Origin of the sequence: Gimesia panareensis (assembly GCF_007748155.1) — a bacterium.
Classification (GTDB): Bacteria; Planctomycetota; Planctomycetia; order Planctomycetales; family Planctomycetaceae; genus Gimesia; species Gimesia panareensis.
Genome location: NZ_CP037421.1, coordinates 885,886 through 900,656, shown reverse-complemented (window position 1 = coordinate 900,656; position 14,771 = coordinate 885,886). Strand labels below are relative to the sequence as shown.

Here is a 14,771-nt window from a genome sequence, read left to right as displayed (position 1 = left end):
AGTTACCATAGATTGAATCAACGAGAGATTTGGATCCGATGCGACATCAAATCTGAATCAATCCATGCCGGTCAGTTACAGGTTATTCGCCAGGGCTTAATGAATGCGCCTCGTGTTTCTTCATGCATTTCCGCTCGATCAATCGATGTGGGACGACCAACGCGCGATTGCCCCTGGCCGCTGCGAGACTCCAACTCTGTACCGCCTGGGAGACACCCTCGAAAGCTGGGCCAGCGGCGTTTTGAATTCCATTGGGGCACAACCCATGATTGCGATCGGCTCATCAATGGGCGGTTCCTGCGCCCTGGAAATGGCACGCCAGGCACCAGATCGCATTGCAGCCCTGGTACTGGTCGGTGCAAAAGCGGGCCATCGCCGGGAACCCGCTGCGCGAGATAAGTACATTGACGCGCTGCGTGCTAACGGCATCAGGGGAATGTGGCCTGAAATCACCAGCTGGTTTGGTCCCGCGGCTGAGCAGAATGTCATTGACAGAATCGAATCCATCGCATTGGCACAAAATACCGATGATCTGATCAACGCCGTGCAGGTCTTTCATGGACGCGCTGATCACACGGAAGTCGTTGCTGGCTGGCAGAAACCGCTGTTAACCATGTGCGGCGGCAACGACCCGGTGGTGACAGAGCAGAAGGCAATCGCTCTGACAAGCCTGGCACCGCATGCGCAACTACACGTCATGACCGGTTGCGGACATTTTATGAATCTGGAACGCCCGGACGAATTCAATCAGGTGTTAGCCGAATTTGTGCAGTGCGTTGAAGCATAGCATGCCAGTCAACAGACTGGTTCCCGATTTTCATCTACGGGGGACCGTGTCTTTTCCGTAAAATGCGTGGTTGGTTTTTCGGATTCAAGCAGGAACGATTGTCGATTCTTTGAGCGGAATGGCGCCAGGTAGCGTTTATTTAATAGTTTTCAGCGTGATTATGAAGTCGACAGCGTTGGCTATGTCAGTATTCACCATTGCCGAGGGTATGCTGTGACTCTTGTTTTCAGGACTTCAACAGCACAAAAGCAAAATTAGCCGCAGGGCGTTAGCCCCGGTTGAAACGACTTTGGTATATCACATCCGAATTAAGAAACGCTACCTGGCCGCCGGTTCTGGCAGGCAACGTTAACTTCGAAAACCGGCGGCTAGCCTTGCCGCTCAGATGGAAATGTCACATGGGATACCACCGAAGACAGGATCAAATGGAGTGTCGCCAGGCGGGAGGATACTTGGGTCCTCCCCTGCTTTTCTGGAGTCGAATTGTGTTGCTGGACTGGTCGCTTACTCTGTCAGTTTCCTGCTCGCGGTGCTCGGCCCGAATTCCCTTTACTTACGGTTTTCATCACTGTCGGGCAAGCCGACAGTGGGACACCTTTGTGTTAATTGGTGATAGAGATTTTGCAGAAGGGCGCGTGGGCGTCAAGCGAAATTTGTGCTTTGAGTTTGCTGTGAGTTACTCTGAGTTTCTTGTGAGTTTGCTCCGATTTGCTCTGAAAGTACTCCGAAATGATTTGAAATCTTACGAGACATCGCAAACCGGTTCATTCTGTTCCGGTGAAAAGTTGGAAAAATCGACGGCGATTCAGGTGTTTCTGTGGTACTTATTCTCGCTGTTCCAGTACACGCATCGTCCGCCTCGCGCGCGAAGCACATTTGCAACAATTTACGATTCGGCATGTATGAATCAAGGCCAGTCTGTTCACGTGAGCGTGCGGGAAGTTCAGTGGGGATATCGACAGGCGGAGCGCAGAGTCAGTGGTTCGACAACTGTTTCGGATGAACGCAGGGAGATTTCTCCGCCGACATTAGGTACAAGGAACAGAGAACGTCAGCCGGGTAACTCTGTTCTCTCAGGGCGAGAATTCCTGATAGTCCAGACCAAACGTGGCGGCGACTGCCTGGTTGGTCACCTGCCCTTTGTGTACGTTCACCGCAGACAACAAGCCATGGTCCTGGGCACAGGCGGCAGCCAGCCCCTGGTTCGCCAGCTTGAGTGCATAAGGCATGGTGACGTTACACAGCGCATAGGTGCTGGTACGTCCCACCGCGCCCGGCATATTGGCCACACAATAATGGACCACGCCGTCAATCACAAACGTGGGATCGGAGTGCGTCGTCGGATGGGATGTTTCCACACAACCTCCCTGGTCGACGGCGACATCGATCAGCACCGCCCCCGGCTTCATCATCTTCAAGGAAGACTCGGGGACGAGCATCGGCGCACGCGCTCCGGGGATCAGGACCGCACCGATCACCAGATCCGCCAGTTCCAGTTGTTCGCGGATATTGTGCCGATCACTGTAGAGCGTATTCACGTTGGCAGGCATGATGTCTTCCAGGTATCGCAGACGATCGACGTTGATGTCCAGGATCACGACGTCTGCCTGAAACCCGGCTGCGATCTGGGCCGCGTTCTTACCGACTACGCCTCCTCCCAGAATGACGATATGCGCGGGAGGCACACCGGGAACACCACCGAGCAAAATGCCCCGCCCCAGTTGCGGACGTTCCAGATACTTGGCACCCTCCTGAATGCTCATGCGGCCGGCGACTTCACTCATGGGAGTCAACAGGGGCAGCTGCCCGTTCTTCCCTTCCAGAGTCTCGTAAGCGACTGCAGTCGCCCCGGTCTCCAGAAAACCACGGGTCAGCTTCTCATCGGCGGCGAAGTGGAAGTAGGTAAACAGGATCTGCCCGGGCCTGAGCAGCGGCCATTCGGAGGGTTGGGGCTCTTTGACTTTGATTACCATGTCCGCGCGGGAGAAGATTTCTTCGGCAGAGTCGACGATTTCGGCCCCGTTTTCCTCGTAGAGCTCGTCAGGAATGCCGCTCCCTATGCCGGCACCCCGCTCTACCAGAACGGTATGCCCGGCGGCGGTCAATTCTTCGGCTCCAACCGGAATCAGGGCAACGCGGTACTCATCCTGCTTGATTTCACGAGGCACTCCGATAATCATGTTCTTCTCCCGATTACATGTCAAACTGCAGACTGCTATGATACGATAAGTACTTATAGCTATTATCGTTTAATTCTACGTCTGATGTTAGTCAGATGCTGGAATCATAATCGGAATGCCCCTGAAACGGCTATTCCTTCAGCCCCTGAATCCAGAGATGCTCACGTGACAGTTCCTTTTTCGCAACTCCATCAAGACGCCGCCCGGACCCTGATCAAACTCAGCCTGGCAGAAGATCTCCAGCAGACCGGCGACCTGACCTGCCAGGCCCTGATTGAAGATTCAGACCAGGCGGAAATCCAGATTGTCGCCCGCCAGACAGGTATTCTGGCCGGCTCGCCTATTACCACGTTGATTTTTGAGGAACTGGATCCTCAGGTTGTTTGTGAGCATCACCTGGCTGACGGTGACGCACTGGAACCAGGCTCCGTCATTTCGACCTGCTCCGGTCCGCTCGCTTCCCTGCTGACAGGGGAACGCACCGTCTTAAACTTTCTAACGCACCTGTGTGGCGTTGCCTCGCAGACAGCGCAGTACGTGGAGGCTGTCAAAGGGACGAACGCCTGCATCCTCGACACGCGAAAAACCCTGCCCGGCTGGCGGGTGCTGGAGAAATACGCTGTCGCCGCCGGCGGAGGGACAAATCATCGTATGGGTCTCTATGACGGGATTCTGATCAAGGACAATCACCTGGCCGCCTGGGCGACCCGTAACTCGCATCCCACGATTGCGGCTGCCGTCAAACAGGCGCGGGAATCGGTGAAGGGAGAAAAAGGTGTGGAAGTGGAAGTCGACACGCTCGAACAGCTGGCAGATGCACTTGAGGGGGCACCAGAGATTGTCCTGCTGGATAACATGTCGCCCGATACCATGCGCGAGGCCATTCAGATGCGCGACGCACAATCGCCCGCGACGCTGCTGGAAGCATCCGGGGGTATCAACCTGAATACGGTCCGTGCAGTCGCGGAGACCGGCGTGGAACGGATCAGCGTAGGCGCGCTGACCCATTCTGTCATTTCACTGGATATCGGCTTCGACTGGAAACGCCGGACTTAATTTCGCATTCAACAGACTCATCACTATTTTTGAAGCTCCGATCTCTGCAAATGAATAAGACACCTGCCGACAGTCCCCTGGAATCCCTCGAAAACGATTCCCCCCTGTTTCTGAACGGGGCGCTGGTCTGGCTGCTGCTGTTTTTCATCGCCTACCTTTCCGTCCCGTTAACGAACAATCAGGAAATAGGCCGTTGGGACATCGTCCCTGAAATTCCATTTCTGCTACTGGATCTGGTCGATCCCCTGCCCGAAGAAAATCCACATCCGGCAGGCTGGGCCTACTTTCCGCAGCGGATTCCGTTGATGGGCGTCGCGGCAGTCGTGCTGCTGGGGGCCTGGGGACTGGGACAGCTCGTGACCCGGCTGATCCGCATCCCATCACCCCCCTTCTCTGCGGAACGCACCGTCTTCGCCTCTGGTCTGGGGCTCTCGTTCGTCTCTCTCTTGACCCTGGGAGGCGGTCTGCTGGGTATTCTCTCTCAGGGGCTCTGTTATGCCGTGCTGATTACCACAACGATCGCCGGCATTGTCTCTGCGCTCCAGGAAACGAAACAGAAAAATGGCTCGCTGGTGGCATTGAAACTCTCCCTGCCGGAATCGATTACGTTTGATACGCTGTTCCGCGTCGGTTGCTGCCTGCTGATGAGCCCGTTTGTGCTGAGCATGTTTCTGGGATCCATGCTCCCTTCGACTGATTACGATGTACTCGAATATCATTTCGGGGGGCCCAAAGAATATTACCAGCAGGGTTATATCAGCTTTCTGCCTCATAACGTGTATACCAGCTTTCCGTTCCTGACCGAGATGCTCACGCTGCTGTCAATGACGCTCAAAGGGGACTGGTTCTCGGGAGCCCAGGCGGGCAAGCTGGTGCTAATGAGTTTCGCGCTGTTTTCTGCGCTGGGAATTTTCACCACGACACGGCACTGGTTCGGCTCGGCCGCCGGTTGGATTGCGGCCACGGTGTTCCTGACCAATCCCTGGACCTACCGGATGTCGATCATTGCCTATACCGAGGGGGCACTCTCCTTTTATCTGCTGGCCAGCCTGCTGAGCCTGATCCTGACAATCGTAGCCCTGCAGAAATGGAGCGCCCGTGATCAAGACACAGCAGACGATACTGCCTCCCGCCTGCCCGGTGAACTCGGGAGCTGGACGTTCCTGACGGGGCTGCTCTCCGGCTCTGCGATGGCCACCAAGTATCCGGGGGTTCTGTCTGTGGTGATTCCTCTTGGACTGACGCTGCTGGGCTTTACCTGGGTTCTACTCAAGGAAGACAAATCACTCCGCTGGTCAGCGACATTCAAACTGGGCGTGTTGTTCTCTGCCGGTACGCTGATCACCATCGGCCCCTGGTTGCTGAAAAATCTGGTGGAGACAGGCAATCCGGTTTACCCGCTGTTGTATTCGGTCTTTGGGGGATACGACCTGACGGAGGCATTGAATGCCAAGTGGAAAAACGGGCATGGGATGAAACCGATTGGATTGACAGAATTCAAAACCAGTCTGCTGGATGTCACGATGACCAGCGACTGGATCAGTCCCCTGCTGTTCTGCCTGGCGCCGCTGGCCTTCCTGAATCGACAACATCGTCGCTTGATGTACTGGCTTTGGATTTATATCGGGTTTCTGTTCTTCTCCTGGTGGCTTCTAACCCATCGCATCGACCGGTTCTGGGTACCCATGCTGCCGGTGGTTGCAGTACTGGCGGGCATTGGAGCGAGTTGGAGTTCAAAACTGCTCTGGCGAACGTGTGTGACGGCAGCGGTAATATTTGCCGTACTGTTTAATCTGTGTATCGTTACCAGTGGTCTGGGGGGCAATAACGCCTACCTGGATGATTTCGCCTACGCCCGCAAGTTCACCGGCAATCTGACAGCGCCGGAAATTGAAGCGCTGAATCAGATGCAACTCGGCCCCGATCAAGTGGTATTGTTTGTGGGTGAAGCGAAGGTCTTCAATGCCGAGTTCCCTGTGATTTATAACACGGTTTTTGACGAAGACCTGTTCACACAATGGACGGCGGAAGCCGATCCCAAGCTTCCCGACAAAGAACTCTCGATGAAGCCGGCACGCGAAATCGCAGAGAAACTGAAAGCAGAACATATCGCGTATGTGTATGTGAACTGGGCAGAGGTGCTGCGTTATCGTATGCCCTGGAGTTACGGCTACACGGACTACGTCACTCCCCGGCGTTTTGATCAACTCGTCAAAGAGGGCGTACTGCAACCGCCGCTGCCCAATCAGTACGGTTATCTGAAATTCGATACGATGTCGGAAGACAAACGTAAGGAGATCGAAAGCTGGGCGCCGGAACTGATCGTGGAACGTGATGGAGAGCGTTACTTCATCACAGCGCAGATTTTTCCGGTCATGAAATCACAGGGGGACCGAAAGTAAAATTAACCCACGGGAGGTTCAAAGTCAGTGAGTTCCCGGTGAGCCGAGCGAAGCACGCAGACAAAATCCGGAATGATAATGTTGCTGTCATCCAGATTCTGATAACCGCGGAGTTCGCCTTCCAGCAGACAGAAACGCTCAAATTCATCGATGTGAATTGAATCGGAATTGATGGCGTCGTCCAGATTTTGATCGATTGTATCCATGATAATCTCCCCTCTCCTGAGACGTGAAACTGAACGTTTCACGATGCGCATCACGTATTTTATCGAGCTTAGGGGGAAAATCCTAATAAATTACGACTGGTCAGCTCATTTTCCAGTGCTAAAACGACAGAAGACCATGATACATAAGCACATATATCAAATTGTCTATCCGGGCAAATGGAAAAACCGGATCGAACCTTTTCCGATTCTCAAGGGTCCCATTGGGGGGCATTGACCATTGCCACCCGGCATTCAATAATGGTCACTACCGCTGTTTTTTTGATAATTTACTACCAAATTTGAGCCAGTTATGACAACCAGTTTATCGAATGTGCCTGATTCTTCCGGTCGCTTTGGAGAATTTGGCCGCCGCTTCGTCCCCGAAACCCTGATGCACGCCCTGGAAGAACTGACCCAGGAATACGAGAAAGCGAAACAGGATCCTGCCTTCCAGGCGGAACTGGACGACCTGCTCAAGCATTACGTGGGACGCCCCAACCCCCTCTACTTTGCGGAACGACTGACCGAACATTGCGGCGGGGGCAAGATCTACTTCAAACGGGAAGATCTGAACCACACCGGTGCCCACAAAATCAACAACACCATGGGCCAGGCTCTGCTGACCATGCGGATGGGTAAAAAGCGTGTGATCGCCGAAACGGGAGCCGGCCAGCACGGCGTGGCTTCGGCGGTCGCCTGTGCCCGCTTCGGACTGGAATGTATCGTCTACATGGGCGAGGAAGATATCCGCCGCCAGAAGCTGAACGTGTTCAACATGAAGATGATGGGCGCTGAAGTCCGTGGCGTTTCCAGCGGTTCGAAAACTCTACGTGACGCCGTCAACGAAGCGATGCGGGACTGGATGTCGAGCGTGGAGACCACACACTACATTATCGGTTCGGTGATTGGTCCCCATCCCTTCCCAATGATGGTCCGCGACTTCCAGTCGGTGATTGGTAAAGAGGCTCGCGAACAGTGCCTGGCACAGACAGGTAAGCTCCCCGATCATGTGATTGCCTGCGTGGGCGGCGGTTCCAACTCAGCCGGGATGTTCTATCCGTTTATCGACGATGAAGGCGTCAAGCTGACGGGCGTGGAAGCGGGCGGCCGCGGTCCCGAACCGGGAGAGCATGCGAGTACGCTGAGCTACGGTGCCAAGGGCGTCCTGCACGGCAGCTTCGGATATGTGCTGCAGGACGATGACGGCCAGACAATGGACGTGCACTCCATTTCAGCAGGACTCGACTATCCGGGTGTCGGTCCGGAACACAGCTACTGGAAAGATTCAGGCCGCGTGAATTACACCGCGATCACCGACGATGAAGCCCTCGAAGGTTTCCAGACCATGGCCCGGCTGGAAGGGATCATCCCGGCGATTGAATCGTCGCATGCGATCGCTTACGCCGTCAAAGCAGCCCGCCAGGCCAGCCCCGACGAGACGATTGTCGTCTGTCTCTCCGGCCGCGGCGACAAAGACGTAAACGAAGTGGCCCGCCTGCTGGGACGTGAAATTTAAACCCGGGCGGGACCTGTCGTATCAAACCAATCACTCTAACTGATCTTCACTTAAAAGCAGTACCCCTCATCGTGACAAGCTCGATCTCAGAAAAATTTGCGACGTTAAAATCCGAAAACCGCATGGCGTTCATGCCTTTCATTACCGCCGGCGATCCGGATCTGGCAACCACCGTGGATGTGCTCAAAGAACTGGCCCGACAGGGAGTCGATCTGGTTGAGGTCGGATTTCCCTACAGCGACCCGATCGCGGATGGCCCGGTGATTCAGGAGTCCTACACGCGGGCACTCAACAACGGTTTTCACGTGCACGATTTGTTCGAAGCTTTGAAGGCACTCTCTGCGGATGAATCTGTCAGCCTGCCTCCGCTGGTCGGCATGGTTTCGTATGCGATCATCTTTCGCTATGGTGCGGACCGGTTCTTACAAGAAGCTGCTGACGCCGGATTTTCGGGACTGATTGTGCCCGACCTGCCCGGAGACGAAGCCCAGGAGTTCGCAGAAAAAACCAGGACCGCGCAGCTGGATCTGGTCCAGCTGGTCTCTCCGCTAACCCCCGAGGATCGGACACGGCGGATCGTGCAGGCAGCCAACGGATTCATTTACTGTATCTCCGTCGCCGGTACGACGGGCGTGCGTGATGAGCTGCCTCCGGAGTTGACCGCGCATCTGGAATCGTTACGCTCGCTCACCGATCTGCCCCTGGCGGTGGGTTTCGGAATCAGCAAGCCGTCTCACGTCGATACACTGCGTGGGAAGGCGGACGGATTCATTATCGGCTCTGCGATCGTGAAGCAGTTCGCAGCCTTCTCTGATCCGGACAAGACACGGGACGAGGTGATTTCCTCGATCGGAAAATACGCAGGTGAAATGGCAGCTGCCACGAAAGGCTGATCTACCTCAAGCGCAGGTTACTGTTTCTGGCGGGTCCCGGTCTGTTTACGAAGATAGGGATAAAACCAGACGCCGTAGGGCAGATATTCGGGTACGAGGGGTGATTTGATCCGCCTGGGATTGGCCAGTTTCCAGCCGAACTTTCCTTTCAGCAGAGCAGCTGGTACACCTGAGGCATCAACATGCTCTTCAGTCGCCGGGAAGGAATCAACGATTTCGACGGTGCCGATCAGGACGCCTGTTGGCAGCGTTTCTGTCTCGATCTCCATGTCTTCGGCCGCCTGGATGGCGTGTGGTGTTTTCGCCAGATTTTTCGAGGCGTAAATGTAGATCGGCCCGCGGATCTTTGTCTGGCTGGAACGGAGTTCGATGGTTTTGCTCCCACGCATGATGAGCTCCGCCCAGGGTTGTCGAATTCCCAGAGCGGGAAGACTCTTGTCGGGATGTTTGATCCGTTTTGCCATCGTTGACCTAGACTTCAAAAGACTGCTTGTATTGCGGGATAATCGGTTCCTCGTCACACTCATCTCGAATCAACGCGGCCAGAGCAGCCGCGGATTCCGGCTCGCCATGCACCAGGAAGACCTGGCCGATGTTCCCCCGTTTCGCGGACGTTTCATACCACCACTTAAAGTCTTCGACGTCCGCATGGCCTGAGAGTCCACTCAGCTGAACCACCTTGGCTTTGACGTGGTAATAACGATCGAAGATTTTCACTTTGGGATCGCGCTGCTGCAAGCGGCGGCCCAACGTATTCTCTGCCTGGTAACCCATCAGGACCACCGTATTTTCCACATGTTCGAGGCCGTTCTTCAGGTGATGGCGGATGCGACCATTTTCACACATCCCGCTCCCCGCAATGACGACGAAAGCCCCTTCGCGTTTATTGAGCTCGATACTCTGCTGCCGGGTCGAGACATAATCCAGCAGTGAGAAGCCGAAGGGATCCTTATCCTCCTGCATGACCTCACTCACGTCCTGATCCATATCCTGAAGATGATGGCGGTAGACGGAAACCAGCCGCGTGGAGAGGGGGCTGTCGACAAAAATCGGCATGTGGGGCAGACGGTTTTCGTTATACAGGTCGTTCAGATAGTAAATGATCTGCTGTGTGCGTCCCAGGCTGAAAGCGGGAATGATCACCCGCCCTTCCACGCGATAGGCTTCATCGAGGATCTGATGCAGTTCCTCTTTGATATCCGACGCTTTTTCGTGGACCCGATTCCCGTAGGTACTTTCCGAGATCAGGATCTCACAGCCTTCGATCGGCTCCGGATCTCTGAGCAGGGGTAAATCGCGGCGTCCCAGATCACCGGTGAAGACCAGATGCCGCCACTCTCCCTGATCCTTAATCTTCATTTCGATGATCGCGGATCCCAGAATATGACCAGCATCCAGCAGACGAACTTTCAGGTCATCACCCAGTTCATGCCATTCGTGATAATCCAGGCGTTCGAACTGCTTCATGACCCGCCGCACATCCTCTTCGTCGTAGAGGGGTTCGATGGGCGGATGTTTGTCATGCAGTTTACGGGCCAGGTAACGAGCGTCTTCGTCTTGAATGCGGGCGCTGTCCTTGAGCATGATCTCTGCGATGTCCGCTGTCGCAGACGTGCAGAAGACGGGTCCCCGAAAACCCTGGTTGTACAGCCGGGGAATATTGCCACAATGGTCCATGTGACCATGCGAGAGAAAGACGGCATCCAGGGATTCAGGCTGGCAGGCAAAGTGGCTGTTTTTCCGATACGATTCTGCCCGATGTCCCTGAAACAGGCCACAGTCCAGTAAAATCCGTCTCTGGTCTGTCTCGATCAAATGCTGGCTGCCGGTCACTTCACCGGCGGCACCGAGGAACGTTATTTTCATGTATTATTTCATTTCCAGACAGAGGGCGGAAAGCCGTTCCCGCCCGGACAGGATTTCACAGAAAGGACAATGCATGGTACAGCTCAGACAATGATCTCCTGCTCGTTCTGAGAGGCGGTCTCCGTCCGCTCGGAGATGCTGTAAGTATCCTGATGGCGTCCGGTATACGCGACGATCAGTTCCGCCAGTAAGCCCAGGCTGATGGCCTGTGCTCCCAGAATGGTTGCAGCGACGGAATAGGCGAGCAACGGACGATTTCCGATCGGTCCGAGGCCCAGGCCAAAGAGATTGGTTAAAATCCAGACCACGCCCAGATAGCCCAAGCCCAGAAAACCGAGCGACAGACAGGTCAGCCCGATGGCTCCCAGCATGTGTTGCGGCCGCTGTCCATAGCCGGTCAGGAACCGAACGGTGAGCAGGTCGAGAAACCCGCGGAGGAAACGTCGCATGCCATACTTGGAATAGCCGTGCTGTCGCTCGCGATGATGGACGGGAATTTCGGTCACTTTAAATCCACGGGCATCAGCGAGGACGGCAATGAAACGGTGCAGTTCACCATAGATGCGAATCTCCGCGGCGACCTCTTTGCGAAAGAGTTTGAAGCCACAGTTATGGTCGTGCAGTTTGAGGCCCGTCAGCTTCCAGATCATCCAGTTAAAGACTTTACTCGGATACACTTTATGCCAGGGATCAAGGCGGCGTTCCTTCCAGCCATTGACGACATCGTAACCCTCGTTCAGTTTGTCAAGGAAACGGGGAATCTCTTTCGGATTATCCTGCAGGTCGGCGTCCATCATCATGATCACCGAACCGCGGGCGGCCCGCATCCCTGCTGTGAGCGCGGCTGCTTTGGCGAAATTCCGGCGGAAACGAATCCCGGAGACACGATCGTCTTGCTTTGCCAACTGGGAAATCAGTTCCCAGGACGCATCTTTCGAGCCATCGTCGATGAAGATGATCTCCAGATCGATCTGATGCTGCTGACTGGTTTCACAGATCTCCTGGTAGAGTTGTGGCAGACTTTCCGATTCATTCAATACCGGAATCATAATAGAGAGCACGACGAAGACCTTTCACTCAACAGACAGAAATCACTGTGAATCGATGGACTGGGAATCAGCGTCAGCCTGAACAGAGTCATCCTGGTCCTGAGCCGATTTCCCAAAACTGTAGTATAAAACAAAAGCGGCCAGAATTTCACTAGCAAATGAGACGATCCGGATCAGTAAGGCGGCTACGACCGCATTGACGGGGCCAATCAGTGCAGATCCAGCCAGGATCATACTGATCAGCCCTTCCCGCACGCCCAGTCCCGCGGGAGCGAAAATCGCCAGAAATCCCAGTGCATACGCTGCCGAGACCGCAGCGGTCCAGCGGGGCCACTCCTGCCATTGCAGGCCGGTCCCGTTAATCGAAGCGAGCGTCATGCCCAGACAGAGCCCATGCAGAATCCAGCTGGCCAGAAACATCAGGACACCCAGATAGAGCAACTTCAAGGAAAAAGCCGCCGGAGGCCCTGCCTCGGACTCATCGACTTCCGACTTCGTGAACTTTTTCGCGAACAGGTTTAACAAACGCGACAACAAAGGCAGCGAGACAAACACCGCTATCAGAAACAGACCGGGCACCAGCCAGGGACGGGCCTGCACGGACTGCACCCAGGCGGGCCACTGCTGAATCTGCTCTGCATTCAGTACAACCGGGATTAGAGAGAGAAACACGACCAGACCTACGCCCATCACGGCCAGAGTTTCATAAGCGGCTGTGAGTGCCGCGACCGATACACGAACTCCGAAGTCTTTGAGCAGGGTCGCCCGGATCAGCAGCACCGTCACTTTTCCCGGAATGTACTTTCCCAGATGACCACAATAATAAGCGCGTGCTACCGGTCCGATGCTGACCGGTTCTCCGGAACTGAGCAGTAACTGTCGCCAGAACCAGACCGAAGGCAACCAGGCCAGGATGTAGCAAATACCGGAAAGCAGCAACCAGAGCGAATTGATTTCCATTCCGGAGAGTGCCTCTCCCTGCTCCCGATAGAGTTTCGCTCCCTGCTGCCAGACAAAATACAGGACCAGCACCAGCAGGGCCCATTTGATCCCTTTCCAGATATTCCGCGACAGGGAACGGGATTCAGGTGCGGGTGGTGTTTCTGAAGACATCGATTGAGAGGTTTCGTTCTGGAATCGGGAAAGATCAGGCAGTCGATTGATCAGCGGGAGTTTCTGGCGGGCGGGGAGTCTTGAACAATGCTCTGACTGACTCCCGTCGTAAGACAATAATTGTCCAGACACCGACAACAGTCCCGATCGGAATCAGCAGACATTCAAACACCGCGACGAGCATACAGAATTTATAGCTCTCGTAGCGTGCCAGCGACTGACCAGCCAGAATGATACAGAATAAAATCGCCACCCCAAACAGAAAAAGAATCAGCCCGAATCCCAGCTCCACCTCCACCTGTAATTCCGGCTTGGAGAGTTCCATTGACTTTCGATAGTCATCAAACAGGAAAAAAATGGACTCATAAAACAGGTAAGTCACAAAAACATTAAGGATCCCATAGATGACCTGGACTTTGGAAAGCAGTTTCAATTGCCGTTCGTCTCGTTCCATCCGTTCTACCTGTTGCAAGAGAAAAGCAGGGATTGACTGTTTTCAGAAGGGGCCTTCTGTCTGATTTTATCGACTGATTCTAAGGGACCGCAGCAGCTTCGACGGCGGGAATTGGCTGCGTTTCACCAGATTCCCGGAATTTGCCGGTTTTCAGGAACCGGAGCGTGTGTGAAATGGAGCGCGAGTCATACATCATGAAAGAATGCATCACCGGCAGCAGGATAAAGTCGGCGGCCCCTGGCAGCCGCGTGCTGCTGACGCTGACGGTTCCGTCATCATCGCCACGGATCAGTGGATTGAAGCCTTTCAGAGTATTTCGACCGCCGGCAATCACACCAAATGGGAACGGGGGCGTCGGCAGTTTGGCAATAAAATCACTGTTTTCCTCGGTCACCAGCTGCTGACCCGCTGGCCCGAATACGACTTTGAACAGCAGATTGGAACGGAAGCGATCGGCCATGTCGGCCCCCCGGTTGGGGACACCCAGCATCACCATCCTCCTGATACGGGGATCCGCTTCTTCCTGCTGATCCAGCCAGGATCGCACGACCAGCCCGCCCATGCTGTGGACCACCAGGTCGATCTCTTCGACGCCTTCCAGCGACTGAATGACCCGACCCAGGTATAGTGCATTTTCCGGAATCGTCAGCTGGGTGCTGGGATAGTCAAAGGGGACGGGCATCCAGCCTGACTTCTGGCAGGCCTGCTTCAGTTTGTCAAAGGATTTGGAAGAGCGAATAATGCCGTGGATCAGGATCACCGCCCGGCCCTGCATTGGTGGCAGTTGTTTTTCCTGCTTAATTTCTTCCAGCCGCTGCTGGCACTCTTCGAGGGTCCCACTGGCATGCCGCTGGTCGGCGGGATCGAGCAGCCGATAATGCTTGCTGATCACGTTATGTTGGATTTTCCAACCCTGATAAAACTGTACATCACCCCAGAATTGCCGTCCCCCCATCGTTTTCATTGCCGGTACTTTCTCAGAAAGGTGATTCCAGAGTCGATTCAGATCCTGATTGTCGGGCAGTTGCTGCGCCTGACAGACGGTCGCATAAACCGAAAGTAATATTACGACTGTCCAGGCTGCTGATCGCTGTAACATAATTCGATTTCCACAGATCCGGGAGTCCCTTACAGTGCGGCTGGCACTGTTATAAACTGTCTCTATTGCATTGTATCGATTTGACGAATAGATAGAATGCCTTTTCAATCGAACCTGAGATATTTTATGATGAACGGACCGAATCGATTT

Annotated in this window: 13 protein-coding genes; 5 read left to right on the top strand and 8 right to left on the bottom strand. The window is 54.6% G+C overall.

The window, feature by feature from the left end; all coding sequences use genetic code 11:
• The first annotated feature begins 103 nt into the window (after window positions 1-103).
• Window positions 104-787, top strand: coding sequence for an alpha/beta fold hydrolase (locus Enr10x_RS03465; RefSeq protein ID WP_145448140.1), 684 nt, complete (start codon window positions 104-106; stop codon window positions 785-787).
• A gap of 1,073 nt (window positions 788-1,860) precedes the next feature.
• Here the strand turns inward: Enr10x_RS03465 and ald are convergent.
• On the bottom strand, window positions 1,861-2,967 hold the full coding sequence (gene ald / locus Enr10x_RS03460) for an alanine dehydrogenase (RefSeq protein WP_145448139.1): 1,107 nt from the start codon (window positions 2,965-2,967) through the stop codon (window positions 1,861-1,863).
• Window positions 2,968-3,132: 165 nt separating this feature from the next.
• Here ald and nadC point away from each other — a divergent pair, with 165 nt between their 5' ends.
• Window positions 3,133-4,023: a carboxylating nicotinate-nucleotide diphosphorylase gene (gene nadC, locus Enr10x_RS03455; protein WP_197996379.1), complete on the top strand. Its 891-nt coding sequence runs from the start codon at window positions 3,133-3,135 to the stop codon at window positions 4,021-4,023.
• 50 nt (window positions 4,024-4,073) lie between these two features.
• Window positions 4,074-6,425 carry a hypothetical protein gene (locus Enr10x_RS03450; protein WP_145104054.1) on the top strand — a complete coding sequence of 784 codons (2,352 nt, stop codon included), beginning with the start codon at window positions 4,074-4,076 and terminating at the stop codon, window positions 6,423-6,425.
• 2 nt (window positions 6,426-6,427) lie between these two features.
• On the opposite strand, the gene Enr10x_RS03445 is transcribed toward Enr10x_RS03450, so the two are convergent.
• Complete coding sequence (locus Enr10x_RS03445) at window positions 6,428-6,631, bottom strand: hypothetical protein (RefSeq protein WP_145104052.1); 204 nt, start codon at window positions 6,629-6,631, stop codon at window positions 6,428-6,430.
• 310 nt (window positions 6,632-6,941) lie between these two features.
• Between Enr10x_RS03445 and trpB the strand changes: the two genes are divergently transcribed.
• Together trpB and trpA are read left to right on the top strand one after the other, a co-directional pair.
• Complete coding sequence (gene trpB / locus Enr10x_RS03440) at window positions 6,942-8,147, top strand: tryptophan synthase subunit beta (RefSeq protein ID WP_145104050.1); 1,206 nt, start codon at window positions 6,942-6,944, stop codon at window positions 8,145-8,147.
• Window positions 8,148-8,218: 71 nt separating this feature from the next.
• Window positions 8,219-9,040, top strand: a complete 822-nt coding sequence (trpA, locus tag Enr10x_RS03435) for a tryptophan synthase subunit alpha (protein ID WP_145448138.1) — start codon at window positions 8,219-8,221, stop codon at window positions 9,038-9,040.
• A 17-nt stretch (window positions 9,041-9,057) separates the two neighbouring features.
• On the opposite strand, the gene Enr10x_RS03430 is transcribed toward trpA, so the two are convergent.
• The 6 genes from Enr10x_RS03430 to Enr10x_RS03405 form a co-directional block, all read right to left on the bottom strand.
• Window positions 9,058-9,504 (bottom strand): ASCH domain-containing protein, encoded by a 447-nt coding sequence (locus Enr10x_RS03430; protein ID WP_197997466.1) that lies wholly within the window; start codon window positions 9,502-9,504, stop codon window positions 9,058-9,060.
• Between the two features lie 7 nt (window positions 9,505-9,511).
• Complete coding sequence (locus Enr10x_RS03425; RefSeq protein WP_145448136.1) at window positions 9,512-10,906, bottom strand: MBL fold metallo-hydrolase RNA specificity domain-containing protein; 1,395 nt, start codon at window positions 10,904-10,906, stop codon at window positions 9,512-9,514.
• Window positions 10,907-10,989: 83 nt separating this feature from the next.
• Window positions 10,990-11,955, bottom strand: coding sequence for a glycosyltransferase family 2 protein (locus tag Enr10x_RS03420; protein WP_197997624.1), 966 nt, complete (start codon window positions 11,953-11,955; stop codon window positions 10,990-10,992).
• Between the two features lie 42 nt (window positions 11,956-11,997).
• Window positions 11,998-13,068: a lysylphosphatidylglycerol synthase transmembrane domain-containing protein gene (locus Enr10x_RS03415; RefSeq protein WP_145448134.1), complete on the bottom strand. Its 1,071-nt coding sequence runs from the start codon at window positions 13,066-13,068 to the stop codon at window positions 11,998-12,000.
• Between the two features lie 34 nt (window positions 13,069-13,102).
• The gene (locus Enr10x_RS03410) at window positions 13,103-13,522 is read right to left on the bottom strand and encodes a hypothetical protein (RefSeq protein ID WP_145448133.1); all 420 of its coding nucleotides are present in this window, start codon (window positions 13,520-13,522) and stop codon (window positions 13,103-13,105) included.
• 79 nt (window positions 13,523-13,601) lie between these two features.
• Window positions 13,602-14,621, bottom strand: a complete 1,020-nt coding sequence (locus Enr10x_RS03405) for a DUF7379 domain-containing protein (RefSeq protein WP_145448132.1) — start codon at window positions 14,619-14,621, stop codon at window positions 13,602-13,604.
• Window positions 14,622-14,771 lie beyond the last annotated feature (150 nt).